Origin of the sequence: Acinetobacter lactucae (genome assembly GCF_001605885.1) — a bacterium.
Classification (GTDB): domain Bacteria; phylum Pseudomonadota; class Gammaproteobacteria; order Pseudomonadales; family Moraxellaceae; genus Acinetobacter; species Acinetobacter lactucae.
Window position 1 is genome coordinate 45,651 of record NZ_LRPE01000016.1, and the last position, 16,346, is coordinate 61,996.

16 protein-coding genes are annotated in these 16,346 nt (G+C 38.9%); 2 read left to right on the plus strand and 14 right to left on the minus strand.

All coding sequences use genetic code 11. From position 1 onward, the window contains the following. Window positions 1-2: 2 nt before the first annotated feature. The 5 genes from AWW73_RS08705 to rpe form a co-directional block, all read right to left on the minus strand. Complete coding sequence (locus AWW73_RS08705) at window positions 3-758, minus strand: copper resistance protein B (RefSeq protein WP_062849420.1); 756 nt, start codon at window positions 756-758, stop codon at window positions 3-5. Next, window positions 745-2,679: a copper resistance system multicopper oxidase gene (locus AWW73_RS08710; RefSeq protein WP_062849421.1), complete on the minus strand. Its 1,935-nt coding sequence runs from the start codon at window positions 2,677-2,679 to the stop codon at window positions 745-747. Before AWW73_RS08710 ends, AWW73_RS08705 begins: the two co-directional genes overlap by 14 nt. Before the next feature lie 40 nt (window positions 2,680-2,719). Further along, window positions 2,720-3,115 carry a hypothetical protein gene (locus AWW73_RS08715; RefSeq protein WP_062849422.1) on the minus strand — a complete coding sequence of 132 codons (396 nt, stop codon included), beginning with the start codon at window positions 3,113-3,115 and terminating at the stop codon, window positions 2,720-2,722. Between the two features lie 103 nt (window positions 3,116-3,218). Continuing rightward, window positions 3,219-4,040 carry a Cof-type HAD-IIB family hydrolase gene (locus tag AWW73_RS08720; RefSeq protein WP_062849423.1) on the minus strand — a complete coding sequence of 274 codons (822 nt, stop codon included), beginning with the start codon at window positions 4,038-4,040 and terminating at the stop codon, window positions 3,219-3,221. A 355-nt stretch (window positions 4,041-4,395) separates the two neighbouring features. After that, window positions 4,396-5,082 (minus strand): ribulose-phosphate 3-epimerase, encoded by a 687-nt coding sequence (gene rpe, locus AWW73_RS08725; RefSeq protein ID WP_004794447.1) that lies wholly within the window; start codon window positions 5,080-5,082, stop codon window positions 4,396-4,398. A 184-nt stretch (window positions 5,083-5,266) separates the two neighbouring features. Here rpe and AWW73_RS08730 point away from each other — a divergent pair, with 184 nt between their 5' ends. Continuing rightward, a complete protein-coding gene (locus tag AWW73_RS08730) occupies window positions 5,267-5,539 on the plus strand; it encodes a DUF2218 domain-containing protein (RefSeq protein ID WP_062849424.1) in 273 nt (90 codons plus the stop codon). Here AWW73_RS08730 and fghA read toward each other — a convergent pair whose 3' ends face one another. From fghA to AWW73_RS08760, 6 genes are all read right to left on the minus strand, one after another. Next, entirely contained in the window at window positions 5,540-6,385 is an 846-nt protein-coding gene (gene fghA / locus AWW73_RS08735; RefSeq protein ID WP_062849425.1) for an S-formylglutathione hydrolase, read from the minus strand. After that, a complete protein-coding gene (locus tag AWW73_RS08740; protein WP_062849426.1) occupies window positions 6,354-7,805 on the minus strand; it encodes a C13 family peptidase in 1,452 nt (483 codons plus the stop codon). Before AWW73_RS08740 ends, fghA begins: the two co-directional genes overlap by 32 nt. Before the next feature lie 136 nt (window positions 7,806-7,941). Next, on the minus strand, window positions 7,942-8,733 hold the full coding sequence (locus AWW73_RS08745; protein WP_062849427.1) for a class I SAM-dependent methyltransferase: 792 nt from the start codon (window positions 8,731-8,733) through the stop codon (window positions 7,942-7,944). A gap of 11 nt (window positions 8,734-8,744) precedes the next feature. Continuing rightward, window positions 8,745-9,410: a tRNA (adenosine(37)-N6)-threonylcarbamoyltransferase complex dimerization subunit type 1 TsaB gene (gene tsaB, locus AWW73_RS08750; RefSeq protein WP_062849428.1), complete on the minus strand. Its 666-nt coding sequence runs from the start codon at window positions 9,408-9,410 to the stop codon at window positions 8,745-8,747. A 133-nt stretch (window positions 9,411-9,543) separates the two neighbouring features. Continuing rightward, window positions 9,544-10,071, minus strand: a complete 528-nt coding sequence (locus AWW73_RS08755; protein ID WP_081176045.1) for a gamma carbonic anhydrase family protein — start codon at window positions 10,069-10,071, stop codon at window positions 9,544-9,546. A 22-nt stretch (window positions 10,072-10,093) separates the two neighbouring features. Further along, a complete protein-coding gene (locus AWW73_RS08760; RefSeq protein ID WP_079284346.1) occupies window positions 10,094-10,720 on the minus strand; it encodes a CoA pyrophosphatase in 627 nt (208 codons plus the stop codon). A gap of 114 nt (window positions 10,721-10,834) precedes the next feature. Here AWW73_RS08760 and AWW73_RS08765 point away from each other — a divergent pair, with 114 nt between their 5' ends. Further along, window positions 10,835-11,383 carry an NUDIX hydrolase gene (locus AWW73_RS08765; RefSeq protein ID WP_057104773.1) on the plus strand — a complete coding sequence of 183 codons (549 nt, stop codon included), beginning with the start codon at window positions 10,835-10,837 and terminating at the stop codon, window positions 11,381-11,383. Window positions 11,384-11,439: 56 nt separating this feature from the next. Here the strand turns inward: AWW73_RS08765 and filF are convergent, their stop codons facing one another. From filF to filD, 3 genes are read right to left on the minus strand one after another with little or no spacing between them, the layout of a single operon-like run. Further along, entirely contained in the window at window positions 11,440-13,434 is a 1,995-nt protein-coding gene (gene filF / locus AWW73_RS08770) for a putative pilus system protein FilF (protein ID WP_081409558.1), read from the minus strand. A 12-nt stretch (window positions 13,435-13,446) separates the two neighbouring features. Next, window positions 13,447-14,664 (minus strand): putative pilus assembly protein FilE, encoded by a 1,218-nt coding sequence (filE, locus tag AWW73_RS18935; protein WP_155860460.1) that lies wholly within the window; start codon window positions 14,662-14,664, stop codon window positions 13,447-13,449. Between the two features lie 17 nt (window positions 14,665-14,681). Beyond that, window positions 14,682-16,346, minus strand: a complete 1,665-nt coding sequence (gene filD, locus AWW73_RS08780; RefSeq protein WP_062849438.1) for a putative pilus system OmpP1/FadL family transporter FilD — start codon at window positions 16,344-16,346, stop codon at window positions 14,682-14,684.

Sequence of the window (16,346 nt, forward strand, 5' to 3'; positions counted from 1 at the left end):
AATTAGAACTTAAGTGTTAACCCTGCTCCATAATACCAACCATGTTCAGAGTCGGTTCCAGTTTGCCAAGCAGTTTGTTTTAAACCTTTTTCATAGCCGTAACCGACATCAACAAATGGCATCACCTTTTTGTTGATTTCATAACGGGTTTGAAAACCAGCTTGTAAACTTGATAAACCTGTTTTACTGGCATAGCGAGATTCATCTTGCAAAATAACATCTGCTTTTAAATAAGGTTTACCAATTAACTTTTGGGTAAAGAGTAAATCTCTTTCCGTTTCTAAACTTAGCTTCCATAGCTGATCTTCACCTGCATAAAGATAAGCATCTGTTTCAAAAAAGTAAGGTGCCATGCCATGTAAACCTACTACACCAGCCCAGCGATCTTGCTTGTTGTCTGCTCGCTGTAAACGCTCGTAGTTTACTCCAGCCTGTACATCCCAATAATCGGCTACATTCCGACTATAAAGTACTGAACCACCATAATTAGCATCTTCGGACTCGGCTTTATCAACATTGGCTTTAATGAACAATTTATTTTCATCCGTTCCCACCCAAGTTTCTAATTCAGAAGAAAAACTACCTTCTCCTTCTTCACTTTGGGTCCAGCCAGTATCAATTTTTGTTGCTTGATAAACTTGTCCACCATGTTCACGTAAATGATCATGCGTTAAGGGTTCTTGTGCCAAAGCAAGAACCGATACACCAGAGAAAATACCGCAACATATCATTTGAGAAAATAACTTAGTGATGCGCATGACTAGCTCCTTTCTCATCTTCAGATTGAAGAGGTGCTTGAGATGGATCTACTGCTCCATCATTCACTTGAGCCACAATTAATTTATTCATCATTCCAGCACTCATGTGATAAAGCAGATGGCAATGAATCGCCCACTCTCCTAAAGCATCGGCTGTCAATAACGCAGTAACTGTCTTTCCTGGTGGAACAATAACGGTATGTTTATTTGGTAAGTTTTCAGCTTGTTGGCCATTTTCTAATTGCATAAACATGCCATGTAAATGCATTGGGTGAGCCATCATGCTGTCATTCACGAACTTCAAGCGAATACGTTCACCATACTTAACTTGCAATGGCTCAGCTTCGCTAAATTTCTTGCCATTAATGGTCCAGATATAACGCTCCATGTTGCCACCTAAACGAATAACAAGCTCTCGTTCTGGTGCACGTGTGTCTGGCTGAGGTGTTAAAGATTGCAAATCACTATATTGCAGTGCTTTCATACCCTCTGGTGTCGAAGCATTTGCCCAGCCATAAACGGGCTCATCCTTTTTAGCCTTATTCTCAAATTGCGCAGGCATCTCATTCTTCATATTCATCATAGCGTGGTCATGCTTACTCGATGGCATTGCCTGCATATCATGCTTCATCTCAGGCATTGCTGACATGTCATGCTTCATTTGCATCATAGAATGATCATGTTTTTCAGATGACATATTTTTCATGTCATGGCTCATGTTCATCATCGTATGATCATGATTAGTCTGGCTCTCTTCTTTTTTCATTTCAGGCATAGCCGACATGTCGTATTGCATGTTCATTTGATGGCCAGTATGTTCATCACTCGCCCCATTGCCATGACTCATGCCCATATCATCCATGGTTAACAAAGAACGTGGACGTGGCTGCGGTATTTGAACTGACCCTACAGCTTGCGTATTTTCATTGTGCAAACTACCGATAGCGAAACCACTTCGGTCAATAGACTCTGCTTCAATCTGATAATTTGGCTGTTTAGGCTCTACAATCACATCGTAAGTTTCGGCTGTACCAATACGAAACTCATCAATTGCCACAGGTTTAACTGGCTGTCCGTCTGCACTTACAACTGTCATTTTTAAGTTTGGAATTCTGACATCAAAAAATGACATGGCAGAAGCGTTAATGAAACGTAGTCGGACTTTATCTCCCGCCTTAAAATCACCTGTCCAGTTTTGCTGCGGTGTCTTACCGTTGACTAAGAAGGTGTAGCCCGTCACATCAGACATATCAGTTTTTAACATCCGCATCTGATTCCACATCGAACGATCTTGCCAAGTTGCTTTTAAGCCTTGTGCTTTAACTTGCTTCCAGACATCAGATACAGTTTCACGGCGGATTTGATAATATTCAGGAGATTTCTTCAAATTCTTCATAATACTATCGCTAGAAGAGTTATGAAAATCTGAAAGCATCACTACGTAATCACGGTCCGTTTTTTCATGAGCAGCAACAGGTATCTTGCCTTTTGGATAAATCACAAGTGGACCATATAAACCATCTTGCTCTTGGCCTTTACTATGGGCGTGATACCAATATGTGCCGTTTTGTTTCACCTTAAAACGGTAAACAAAATCTCCGTTTGGCGCGATTCCTTTGAAATTATTAAAACCCGGTACACCATCCATTAATCCTGGCAATAACAAACCATGCCAGTGTAAAGAAGTGTCTTGATTCTTTAATTGATTATGAACATGAATCACAGCCTCATCTCCCTCCTCAAACTCAAGGAGTGGTGCTGTAAACTTGCCATTTACGGTAATTCGTTTGAGCGACTGACCCGTAATATTGACCTGTTGTTCATTAATATTAAGGTGATATTCCTTAATTGCTGCGAGCGTCCATGGTGAAACCAATAGACCAAATACAGCGACAAGGCTGCTAATTGTTTTATGAGACATTGCTGTAATCCTTTGAACTAAAAAAATAAGTAAGAAAGGATTAAGCTTTAGGTGGGCGTAAAATCTCTTGCCAGTATCCGGCTAAATGCTGAGCCTGATAAATACTGCTAAATTGAGAGGAAATAGGAATGAATTGCGAGTCAATATCTGGTACAGCTTGCTGTAATGCCAAATTCACAATTTGACAATGGACTGGGTTACAGTCCTGACAATGTTCACCATGCGAATGAAGAGACTGTGTCATATTTTGATGACATGCAGTCTGATCATCTGTTTGAACATGCATATTCTTATGCGAAGTTTTGTCACTATGACACGGCATAGTATGAAGATCATGCTGCATAGGCGTCTGAGCAATAGACACACCACTCCACCCAATGACCAAAGTCATTAGGAACACAAACCAAGCATACTTGCGTAAGTGTTGTAGAGCCATTGTGGTTTATAGCCTAGAGCCGATGAATAATCTTAATTCCATTAGCATAACCAAGTTTTAAAACAGATACAATTTTCATTCTTAACTGTTTGTTTTTAAGTGATTAAGAAAATGGTGTTTGACGCTGGAGTACTAAATCTATCACCTTTAATGCACCTTCTTGTTCATTACTTACAGTTGCATAAGGAGCTACAGCTTTTAAAGCATCTACTGCATTTTCAACTGCAAACCCATACCCCACAGCTTTAATCATCTGAATATCATTATTGTTATCACCAATTGCGACTACCTGATCAGGTTCAACCTGCCATTTTTGTAGTAATAGCTTTAAACCATGGGCTTTATGTTGGTCTGGAAGAATCAAATCGATAAAATTAAAACCACTTGAAACAGGTACCAAAACTTTATCTGCTACAAAACTTTGCTTCTGAAAATGCTCAAAAATTGCAAAGCTCTCATTTTCCTGAGCCGTAAAAGTAATTTTGCACACTAAGTCATCTAGGGCATAAAAGTCATCTACAACTGTCAGCTTTTCAAAATATCTCGCAACTTTGGCATAATCCTCTGCGTTCATACTGCTATGCACGTAAGCACTTTGTTTTCCACAGATCACCATTGTTGAGGTATACACGGGGTCAATCGCTTTTAAAATCTCAACGTATTGTTGCTGACTTAAATGAGCAAAAGCTAATTCTTGCCCAGCATCTACAACATGTGCGCCATTTTCTGCAATAAATGCAATCTCATGATTAATTTCTGGAAAATAGGTAACAAGTTTTGCAAGTTGATTACCACTGGCTACCACAAAATGAATATTATTTTGTTTTAGTTGTTCGTATTGTTTTAAAAAACGTGCTTTGTTGTACTGCTTTTTGGAATTAAGAAAAGTCCCATCCATATCTACCGCTAAAATTTTTACTGTCATTAATTATCGAGGTCTCTTACTAAAAACTTATTAAACCAAATTTAGCTTTATTTTTCATGACACTTTTACAGTTTTATACGTATAGAGGCACAAAAAGTTTTACACAGAGCCATATCGTTTTTTACACAGGTTATTTTTTAGTAAAGCTTAATAAAAAACCAGATAATAAAATATACAGCACGCATAAAAAAAGAACGCCAAAACGTTCTTTTTTCATCGTTTTTGTCTAGCAAATAAACGGTTGATCTAATTTTGTTTATTTTACCAACAACTTATCCATACGGTTATCAACACAGTTATCCATACAGTTATAAACAAAGTTATCCACAAGTTTATTCTCAGTTCAACATACTTTTTAAGCGTCTACACTGCCTACTTTCGCAAGCTCTGCACGCATTTGATCAATCACAACTTTATAATCGGGTTGACCAAAAATAGCTGAACCAGCAACAAACATATCTGCACCAGCTTCTGCAATTTCACGGATATTTGCAGGACCAACACCACCATCAACTTCTAAACGAATATCACGACCACTTGCATCGATAATTTTACGAGCTTCACGTAATTTTTCTAAAGTCATTGGAATGAACTTTTGTCCACCAAAACCAGGGTTTACACTCATTATTAAAATTTGATCAACTTTATCAAGTACATAATCTAGATAATGCAATGGCGTTGCCGGGTTAAAAACTAACCCTGCTTTAGCACCACCAGATTTGATAAGCTGTAATGAACGGTCAATGTGATGAGATGCTTCTGGGTGGAACGTAATAATATCTGCGCCTGCTTCTAGGAAATCGCCAATAATACGATCAACTGGAGATACCATTAGATGCACATCAACAGGAGCTGTAATGCCATAATTTTTTAAAGCCTTACATACACCTGCACCAAAAGTTAAATTTGGAACATAGTGGTTATCCATCACGTCAAAATGCACTACATCTGCACCTGCGGCTAACACTTTGTCTACATCTTCGCCTAAACGAGCAAAATCGGCAGATAAAATAGAAGGAGCAATCAAATAAGGCTTGGACATAGGTGGATGACCTGGCTAGAAGTTTAAGGAGAGACTAAAAATTATAACAAAAAAGAACCTACTTGGTCCGCCCTTCCTTGCTTAAATGACAACATTTCAAACTTGCAACGTAACGTTGCAACAATAGAATGCTAACGGCGAAACGAATTTGTTAAGGTACATTAAACCAATGTGAGGATTGATAATGAAAAGCACAACTCATCTATTAACAAACGATGGAAAACGCATTGCAAAACGTCTGGTTAATCATTGGAAACACAAATTCGAAGTACAAGAAAATGAACAAGATTTTAAAATCTTAATGCCTACAGCAACGATTACACTTGCACCAGAAACAGAGCAGTTAAATGTTGCTATTGATAGCGAATTAGATAACCACGACCACTTAGAAAAAGTGGTACTTGATCATCTAAACCGTATGGCTCAACAAGAATTTCAGGTGGAGTGGCAACACTAATTAGTCACCAACCTTTTCTAACTGGATTGCATGAAACTGTAAATGCTCATCCATAAAGGTTTGAATAAAGTAATAGCCATGATCATAGCCAGCATGTTGTCTTAAAGTTAAAGGTTGTCCTGCTTTTAAACATGCTTGCTTAAATTTTTCAGGGTGAAGTTGTTCATAAAATTGGTCATCTAAGCCCTGATCAACCAAAATTTCATCAAATACTGCTCCATTTTTTGAGACCAACGCTGTGGCATCATGAGCTAGCCAGCTTTCGCGGTCTATACCTAAATAATTGCTAAAGGCTTTGTCGCCCCATGCACATTCAGTTGGTGCACAAATTGGAGCAAAAGCAGATACCGACTTAAATTTTTCTGGATATTTAAACGCTAAAGTTAATGCGCCGTGGCCACCCATTGAGTGCCCAAAGATACCGACTTGTTGAGCGTTTACAGGAAAGCTGTTTAAAATGAGTGGATATAACTCATCAATTAAATAACTTTCCATTTGATAATGCTCAGACCAAGGTGTTTGTATTGCATTAATATAAAAGCTCGCACCTTGCCCAATATCCCAATGATCCCCTGCTGCGACTTGTTCTCCACGAGGAGAAGTATCAGGTGTAATCAGTACGAGGCTCAGTTGTGCTGCCATATGCTGTGCATGCGCTTTTATGGCAAAAGTTTCTTCAGTACACGTTAACCCAGCTAAGTAAAACAAAGTTGAGCAAGCTTTACCTTCTAAAGCTGCTGGTGGTAAATAAACACCAAACTTAGCTGGTCCTTTTAAATAAGAAGATTCAAATTGGTATATACGCTGCTCGCCCTCAAAGCAGCGGTTTTTTTGCAGGAGTTGCATCGTTTTTAGCCTCTGTTTTTGTTTGAGCAATATCTACACTACCCGTATTTTGTTGAGGAAATAGATACTTTTCCAACTGAGGTAGCATAAGTTCCATATTTTTACCGATCATCCACTGAGGCTCTGAAGATTCAACACCTTGAGCCACTTCCCATTTGGTGACTGTTTGCTTAGCTGTGTTAAACGAATCTTTCATCGACGATTGCTCTCGCATAGCCAAATCAAAGAAAGCTCGTCCAAAATAGGTATAGTCAGCTTCGTTATTACACCCAAAAGAAGTTTTATCAGCGGCTGATGCGGTAATAATTAAAGTATCAGGAGACTGTAAAGCAGGAATAAAGCTTCCTGAATAACAGGCTGAGATAACAATCACACGCCAGCGAATACCAGATTTATCAAGTGTTTCTCGCAACCATTTAGGGTCTACTTGCCCTAAATCTAATGGTGCATTTTCAATTTCAAAGTGATTTTGTTCACCGTGTGAAGTCATATATAGAAATAAGACATCACTATCACGGTTCATTTGCTGCCCCATACGGCGTAGGGCTAATTCGATACTGGTTTTAGAGGCAATTGGAATTTCTGTGCGGGTGTCTGGATTATTGACCAGCATCATTGAGCGTCCAATTGTTCCAAAACGTGTATCAAACTGTTCTTTAATACGGACCACTTCCGATTTAAAAACATCTTGATAACTATCGCCAGCAACACCTAAAAAATACCAATGGCTTTTGGCGAGCTCACCATATTGAACTTGCTCTAAAGAATCATTTAATAGTTTACTTTGCGCATAAAAAGCATCTTCAGCAAACGTTGGAGCAGACTCTTCGACCTTCCAAATCGGTTGGTCTTTTACAGAAAGTTGCCAAACCACCATCGTTGCAATAGTCGCAACCATAACCAGTGCACGTTCCCACCAAGGCCACTTGAGCTCACGTGAGAAAACCCAAATTACCGCTAAACTTTGCCATACAAACAAAGCTACAAATAAGCTCGGTAAAATTCCGTTATAAATAGCATCAGGAATAAAGTTGAGATAACCATTAGAACCTAAATATTGAATCAAACATTGAATTAATAAGATATTCGTATCTAGAACCAACCATAATAAAGCAGGTACTAGCATTAAGCGAGGTTGATTGGTTCGCTGTGATAAGAAAATACCGACAATTAAAGCAATGAATGGCCAGAGTGCATAACCAATTAAACCTTGTGAATTGAAATCACCGATTTGACCTGCTACAAGCCAGCTATAAAGAGAGTTGGTACACCCTCCTAAAATTCCCCAAACAATCAGCTGAAGGATAGATGGATGCACAATCTGTAAAGAACGTCTTGACCCCAAAAACAGCCACATTCCGGCAATTTGGTTGCTTTTAAAATCATGCCAAAAGTTAATGGAGGGTTTAAGATCAATCATAGAAGGTTTTCAAAAATTTCGTTTTTGACAGGCATCTTAAGTGTATGCCTGCTAAGAATTTTAGCAATCATGCTTTTGAACTATATCACATATATTTGTGCATTATTCAAGCAATAAAACCTAACCTTACATAAGCCTACTGAAAATACGCATCAAAACGACAAGCATCTCCTTGCCATTGATGAGCTGGCTCTTGATTTGCCAAAAAAATAGCATGACGTGGCCGTTTAACGACTACACGTTTAGCAACTTTCTGCGCCAAAACCAGCAAATTATCCCCTAAATCCATTTCACCATCTTCGGGTAAAAGAAGATGTAAAAGCTGCATCTGTTTTTTGACTTGAGCTTGTTTTTTGATTGCTTGATGGTTTTGATCACGCTGCGGAAACATCGGATCTAAATACACCACATCAACCGTTTGGGCTTCCTGCTGTAACTGTTGTAAATAAGTTGCAGAATCAGCAAAGATCAGTTGAATCCGATCCATAAACTGGCTTAAAAAGCTATCTTGTTCAGCTTGTGCTTTTGCATCTTCAAGTAAGGTAAATAAAATTGGATGGCGTTCAACCAATTGTATTTGTGCGCCAAGGTAAGCCATAAGTAAGCTGTCATGGCCTAAACCCGCTGTAGCATCAACCAGTACCGGCTTTTCACCTAACTGACAAGCACGGGCAATCATTTCCGATTTAAGACTTGCACGTTTTAAACGTGGAATTTCAGCTTTCCAGTCAGGCTGCATTTTCATGCCATTAGCAGATAACCAAAGTCCATTTTCATCTACACAAAGGGCAATTTCAGGATTGAAGCGTAAAAACCGTGCATTCAGCTTTTCGATTGGCTGTAAATCGACAGTCATACCTCTAGAACAAAGCACAGCTTGGTAGTGCTGTGCTTGTTCTTGAAAATCTTCTTCAAAATATATATGCATGAGTACTGCCTTTACTTTGCTTTACCCTGATCCGCTATTTTTTTCCATGCATCATCACGTAAATAAACTGGCAAAGCATGTTCAGCATCAACCCACTGCTTTTGCGCTGCATAAACACGTGCAATCGAAGCAATGTCTTGTGCAGTTGCAGTGATTGTTTGATGCTCTGCATCAGCTTGAAGTAGTTTTGCGCCAGAACCAATTAAGCAATGCTTTGCGTAAACAGCCGCTGACTCATAGCCCATTAATTTTTCTTCATCAATACACTGCATGATACCTTGTTCATTTAGAACATAACTTGCAATGTAAACTTCGTTCATACGAGCATCGAGAACTGCAGTCACTTGTTCCAAACCTTCAAGTCGGTATGCCGCTTGAGCTAAAGCTTGTAAAGTAGAAACTGGAATGACTGGTAAATCTTGTGACCATGCCAATGCCTGAGCAACAGCAGCATTAATGCGAACACCACTAAAAGAACCTGGCCCACGGCTAAAGGCAATTGCATCTAAACCAGCAACTTCAAGACCTGTTTGTTGTAGCCCCTGCTCAATCATGGGCAAAATGGTCTGGGTTTGTGCTTTCGCCCGCGTATCGAGTTGAAAAAACAGTTCTTGGGTTTCATCGACTAATGAAATAGAACACTGCTCATTTGCAGTTTCCAACGCCAGCAATTTCATGCACAACCTTAGTATTAAATCAGATTAAAAACGAGGGTTATGATACCCCACTCGGCTCTGATAGGCGAGTTGTTCTCTCTCTAAATAAAAATGCCAAGCTTGTGCTTGGCATAGAACATATCTTACTCAAATTTTAAAAGTGGAATTCTTTTAAATCCGTATAGTTTTTAAAGTGTTCAGCATAATGCAATGCACTCAAACGTATTTTTGCGGCACCATCGTCATCTAAAGTTTTGACAATTTTGCCAGGTGAACCCATCACCACTGAATTATCTGGAATCACCTTCCCTTCAGGAATTAAAGCATTAGCACCGATAATACAATTTTTACCAATCACAGCCCGATTTAAAATTACGGCGTTCATACCAATCAAACTATTATCACCAATCGTACAACCATGCAGCATGACTTTATGACCGACCGTGACGTATTCACCAATATTTAGCTCAAGTCCAGCATCGGTATGTAATACAGAATTTTCTTGAATATTAGAAAAATCACCAATTCGAACTACACAGTTATCAGCACGCACTACCGCACCAAACCAAATACTGACCTGACGGCCTAGTTCTACCTGCCCAATAAGCGTTGCAGTTGGAGCAACCCAGCCATCCCATGGCTCATGTAAGGCTTTTGGGTGCTGACCTTGATAGCTATACATCATAATTTATCAATCCTGATCTTTATTTTTTATGAGAAAACTTTGGCATTCCAAAGGTTGGTGAGTTAAGTAAAAAGGGCCAATCTTTTTGATAACCTAATCCATATTTAAACAGCGCAACTAACATACGAGCAGTTAAACCCCAGATAATTTCATTATCAATCTGTAGGCTTGGAAAATATAAAGACTGATGAGCATATCGAACTTCATAGGGTGTCGGTCGCGTCTCAATAAGTTGCTGTAACGGAACAAAGAAAATTCGATCAATTTCAGTAGGCTGAGGTATTAACGTGACCTCAGGAGGAATAAGCCCAACAATCGGTTTTACAGACAAGCCACTTCTTGCACGTTGCATCGGCAAATCACCTAACAACTGCACATCAAACGGGTTTAAAGCTGTCTCTTCTTGAGCTTCTCTTAACGCTACAACAATATTACTGGTATCACTAGGATCACGCTTTCCCCCAGGAAAAGAGACTTCCCCCGCATGGTTGTTCATATGTATTGAACGGCGTGTAAGCAGTACCTTAGGATCATTCTCATTCGTAATTGCGATAAGTACTGCAGCTTGTGCTTCTTGTATGCGGGTGGAAAAGCGCAATCTTTGCTGTAACTTTTGTGTTAGCAAGTGCTCTTCCATACCTTTCACCTATTATTCTGTCTCTCTTTGCATCATATCTGAAAATCAAAGTTAGGGAATAGAGTTGATGCGTAAGTCTGAAAATTCAGTTATGCTGAGGCATCTCTATACTCGATGATAATTATGAGTTTCTGTGTAGCGTGTGGGCATAAAACCGAACAAAAAATTCCTTTAGGTGATCATAAAGTACGCCGTGTTTGTACTCATTGTGGCAATATTCATTATGAAAACCCCAAAGTAATCTGCGGTGCCTTAGCGTTATGGGAAAACAAAGTATTACTCTGTCGTCGAGCAATTGAACCTCGTTATGGTTTGTGGACACTACCCGCTGGATATATGGAATTGTTCGAAACGATGGAGCAAGGTGCAGCACGCGAAACTCGTGAAGAAGCAGAAGCCGAGATAGAAATAGAACAACTTTATTGTATGTACAATATTCCTCGTATTGGCCAAATTTATGTTCTTTTCAAAGCACAGCTGAAAGATGGCATTTTTGGTGCAGGTGAAGAAAGCATTGAAAGTCGTCTGTTTGAAGAACATGAAATTCCATGGGGTGAACTGGCCTTCCCTAGTGTCGAACATACATTAAGACATTATTTTGAAGATCGTAAGAAGCAAGTTTTCCCAACCCATCTGGAAACTTTAGGGACTCGTTTAGACCATACAGGTTAATCAGTTAAACAATAAAAAAAGACCGCTTTCGCGGTCTTTTTTTATTTATCTTTTATTTAAGGTTTAGTCTTAATTGCATTACAAGCTGGAATAGATTGATTCGCTAATTTAATTGACACTGTCCCCTTCCTACGTTCGGCCAAAGCTTTTTCAGCATCTGTTGGGCTAATATCTTTAATATTATTATAGACAGCTTGATAGGAAGCATAGGCATTAACCCAGCGCGCAGGCTTGTTCTCATAATCACTTAAATTAATACTATTACTGCTGTTTTGACCTGCTAATAGATTATAGAGGTTAATCTTAGCACCACCCACTGAAATCGAATCATCTATATTATCCTTTGGATCAGAATCCTGTTTTATTACAGAGTTAAGTCCCATCAAAATCCCATTAAGGTTACCTAGCTGTGGATTCGATAAAATCATACGAACAGGAATAGAGCTATCATTATCAGATGACTGCGTTCCTCCAGTAGTACCAAGTCTATATTGTTGTACTCCATTACTATCAATTAAGCTATTGTCCGCTACTGTTGCACATTGACCAGACATATCTGTTGCAGTTGCATTTGGTTTAATATCCGTACGAATATCTCCTTTTTCATTAACAACAATACCTAAATCGATTGGAGCTATCCCTGTAGTATCAAATCTGAATGTTAAAGTTGCATATAATGGGAAAACATAACGTTGACCAGAACTCACGTTAGCTGCTGTTTTAAAAATTTCTTTTCCAAGATAACTAATTGGATTGACTTTAATGATATCAAGTGAACCCTTATAATTTTCTGTGCCTACCGTTTGTCGCCATAGACCATAATGCTGAATATTTCCGGCTGTCGAACGAGTTAATTGCTTGTAAAAACCTTCACTACCCGCAACCGCATAATCGTTGAGAAGCTTGCCTTGATAGATTTGTAAATCATTATTCGCATTGCTATCAACGCTCAAGCGTAATGGCTGAGTCGACTGAATATCTTTTGAAATTGGGTTAAGCCAACCATTCTGTTGTGCAGTAATGACCATTTGTACTGGTTTCGCCTTGGTAAACAATAAAACCGGTGGAGCAACACCAGTCACATTTCCCTCCTTATCTTTGTAAAAAGTAGCATCCCCTCGCCATTGTAAACCGTAACCCATTGCATAACCTTCACGGTCAGTCAGCATGAACAGGTTAGCCATCATATGACGTAAATTAGTAGTAGATTTATTAAAGCAATCTGCTAATGCCTGATTACAGCCATAAAAACCGAGTGGTAATGGTGAACTTACAGGGTCTGCAAATCCCGCATAAGTTGCTTCAGTTGCCTGAAATAATGCAGCGTTTGCCAAATTCGTTACTTGAACTACGAGTGCATAAGCTTGTGCATCAGATACTTTGCTTACATCTAACCAAGGTTTTAGAAGAGTTACATATTGTCCATTCTTCCATTCCGTTGCGGTTATATCTTGTGTCAAACTCGTTAAAAGATTTTTCTTATCTTGAGTAAATTGTGTTGGTTGTAAATCACCCACCACATTATCGCCACGTTCAACACCAATACTTTGGAATAACTTAACTAAAGCCATAGCCACTTTAATAGTTGGATCAGCGTTACTCATTGAAGCAGGAGGTTGGCCTGTTAATGCGGTAGCCATATCCAAAACTGTTAAATGTGTTGTCCCATATTTTCCTAATGTGTCAAGTTTTAAAGTACCTAACGCAATCTTGCGAGTATTAGTACCTTGTAGATAAAGCGTAATTGTTTCATCTGATTTACTGCTGCTGATACTACAAGCACCGCCAACCGAGTTACCAACCAATTTAGTAATATACCGCTGATTTGGAGATAAACTACAGTCGAAATTCAATCCTGCTATTGGATAATTTAATTCAAAATTCAGACATGTCTCATCCGTTGCTTTACAATCCAAATTAGTGGTCGGAATCTCACCTCCACCTTGTGTAGGATCTTCATTAATTGTTGAGCCACCACCGCCGCAACCATTTAATACAATTGCCAATGCGGATAATGCAAAAGGTAATAAAATTTTTTTACTCATCATCATTCCTATTTATTTTTAACGTAATACTGAAATTTTAATTTGTCCCTGATTAGATAGTTCTTGATCCGGCATATCCACGGCCGAAGATAAAGGCGTTAACATAATATAGTGCGTACGTTCTGGCACTTGTAAAACACCTAAAATCGATGCATGTTGCAAAATCGTCGCAGGATACGACTTACTTTTAAAACCACTAGCACCTTCTAAAACACAGCCCTTTTCATCCAAGAAAACAGCCAGTGGCCAATAATATACAGGCTTATCATGAGTTGTAGCATAGGAAGCCACTTGTATATTCTTGATAGAAGAATCTAATTTTACGACTTCGTATTCAAACTTTTCTTTAAGAGGTTTTCTGGGCCATAACCCAACTTCTTTATTCTGGCTCAATTTTTTAATTGATTTGTTATAACCTTTAATAAAACACAAATCATTTTCAAAAGTATTTGCCAATTCTTGTTGTGAAAGTCGTAAATATGTAGGTGCCAATACAACAGGGGAAATTTGATCTTCTCGTGATCGGTTTAATACATTATCGAGGATAGACTGACTAACACCTTTTTTGCGCTCAATAGATTCAGTTCGGCCTAACCCATCAGGCATAATATAAAAACGCTTTTTACCTTCTAGATTAAATTCTTGATTTTCTAAATATTCATTATTGACGTATTCCACACCATCAATAGTAGTGTACTTCGTCTCATCCTTTTTGGATGTGGTCGCTGATGAAGTCACACCTTGCTTAGACAAAGATGAATCTGGATTTGACTTTACTTTTTCTTCATTCCTTTGTTGGGAAGCAGAATCCGTCATTACTGATTTTTCTTTACTAGTTTCTAAAGTAGATTTTTGATCACTAACTTCTGCCTTTTCTTTACTTATTTTTCCCAGTTTTGAGTCATTAGATTTTTCTGTCATTAGCACTGGTGCAGTTGGTGCAGTTGGTGCAGTTGGTGCAGTTGGTGCAGTATTAGACGATTTTGTAATTACTTTAGGCAATTCTTTTGATTTTAAAGACGTTTCTGGCAATACCTGCTGTTCTGGACGAGTCGCCTTTATCTCTGGATTTGTTACTACCTTAGACGGATTAACATTTCGTTCAACCCTTTTACTCGGAACAATCATTGGACGGCCATCGGGACCAATAATCGTATAGAAACCATCCGCATAAACAGCAGAGTTAGTTGCTATTGCAACAAAAAAAATCGCAATAGCAAACCTAGGTCGAGACATCCATTCGCAATTTAATTTTACCATTTTGTTCTATAATTTAACCCGAGTACTGTAACTTTGGTATTGGTTTTAACATCCAAACCGGCATAAGGGTTTAACAGGATATTATCAACTCCTGTTTTATTAGATAAGGTACTAGTCCCTGCTGGAATATTATCGCGACTACGTAAGAATCCAACTGAAAGATCCAGATCTGTATCTGCATCAAATCGATATCCAATACCTAAACCAAATAACTGCGCATTATTAATTGGAATCATGGTATTACGTTTATCATTTGGAATAGCACTAGCACGCGGCTCATAACCAGCCCGTAACTTCAAACGATCTGTTGCCGAATATTCTAAACCAATCCCCCAACTCCATGGCGAGGTAAACTTTAAAGGTAAACCTAGTGAAGAATCTGTAACATCATTTGATAAAAGTTTAGCGACTTTGAGTAAGGTAATCTGCCGATCAAATTCAAATTTGAACTTATCCCAAGCAGAATAGTCAGTCCAACCCACATCAAAATTAACTTGCAAATCAGGGAATATTTTATATTTAATCCCTGCTTGGAAATGTGCTGGATATTCAAGATCCATTGCGGCTAGTCCAGACTCAGAGTTTGGGACACTTCCTGGTAAACCGAGAATAGCCGCCAAAACCTGACCTGTAGCTGATGAGTTTAAGCCTTTAATTAGTTCTTGAGGAGCCTTAGCATTATTAATTAGGTATTTCCCTTTCATACGCATTTTAGCTGCACTTTGGTAAACCATCCCAAAGCCAAAATCGTCCGTTGGTTCCCACATTAATCCCAAGTTATAGCTTGGGCTTAAAGACTGCTCCATAGAAACTTGAAGTGATCCCATTTTCTTAAAAGGGTCCATCCCTTCTTGAGTATTACATAAGCCAAATAACAATAGATTAGTAATCATATCGTTATTATCTTTAAAAGGCCCACATACTACGTCATCAACCATACGCAACACCCCAATCATATCATTGGGAAATCGCAAATCGGTTTTCATAGCAAGAGCGTTATAAGACATACCCACAGACGCACCGATCGACAAATGGTCATTTACTTGATAACCAAAAGATGGAGACAAATAAGTAATCCGCTCAACAGCCACCTGCTGCCCCATAAAGTTTCCAGCGTTACCATTTTCAGCGCCAAAACCTGCAATTAAAGGTGCATAAATTGCAGTAGCATAGGTCAACTTTGAACCTGGTGGTTTATAGGCAATCCCTGCGGTAGGAGCAGCGAGTGGATACCCCTCCCCTAAATCAACCATTTTTTTTAGAATCGGCACATATAAGCTGGCGTATTCAACATCACCACGCACAGGGCCTTTAAAATCAGTACAAATATTAGCTGTAACTTCTGGGCCATCATTACAAACAAGAGGGTCATCTGAGTAGCCAAAAACGTTATAACCAGGAGGTGCAGAGAACTCACGTTGAATATCAAAATTCGCTAAAATTCCTTGCACATCTGTCTGTAACCCATCAATTTTTGCTAAAGCCGCAGGGTTAAAGTGAACTGCACTAATACCAGGTGGATCTGCAGTTACAGCATTCCCCATTGATAGTGAACGAATATCAACAGCTAGGTTTTGTCCTAATTGAGCATTGGCAAAGCTAGAAAAACCGGAGATCACAATTGCCGCCGTTAAAGGACATAATTTAGGATATCTCAC